Source organism: Microcoleus sp. Pol12B5 (genome assembly GCF_036701335.1).
Classification (GTDB): Bacteria; Cyanobacteriota; Cyanobacteriia; order Cyanobacteriales; family Microcoleaceae; genus Microcoleus.
In genome coordinates this window covers 133,997-134,335 of sequence record NZ_JAUBQQ010000003.1, presented here as the reverse complement: position 1 = coordinate 134,335, position 339 = coordinate 133,997, and the positions used below count along the sequence as shown (strand labels likewise).

Annotated in this window: 1 pseudogene; it reads left to right on the top strand. The window is 45.7% G+C overall.

Annotated elements, in window-relative coordinates:
- Positions 1 to 339, top strand: a pseudogene (locus tag QUA24_RS02910) (FkbM family methyltransferase); the annotation flags it as partial.

Below are 339 nucleotides of genomic sequence, written 5' to 3'. Positions count from 1 at the left end.
AGATCAGTCTGAAAGTCAATTGCATCAGATTCAGACGCAGTTAGAGGAATCTGAAAGTCAATTGCATCAGATTCAGACGCAGTTAGATCAGTCTGAAAGTCAATTGCATCAGAGTAGAGGGGAGTTGAAGCGAGTACAGTCTCAACTATACCAAGCTCAGGTGGAGTTGGATCAATCCCAGGCTCAATTGCACCAAACAGACACAGTATTGCAACAATCCCAGGCTCAATTGCACCAAACAGAGGCAGTATTGCAACAATCGCAGGCTCAATTAGCCCAAACTCACCAGCAATGGGAGGAATCACAGGCTCAATTAGCCCAAACTCACCAGCAATGGGA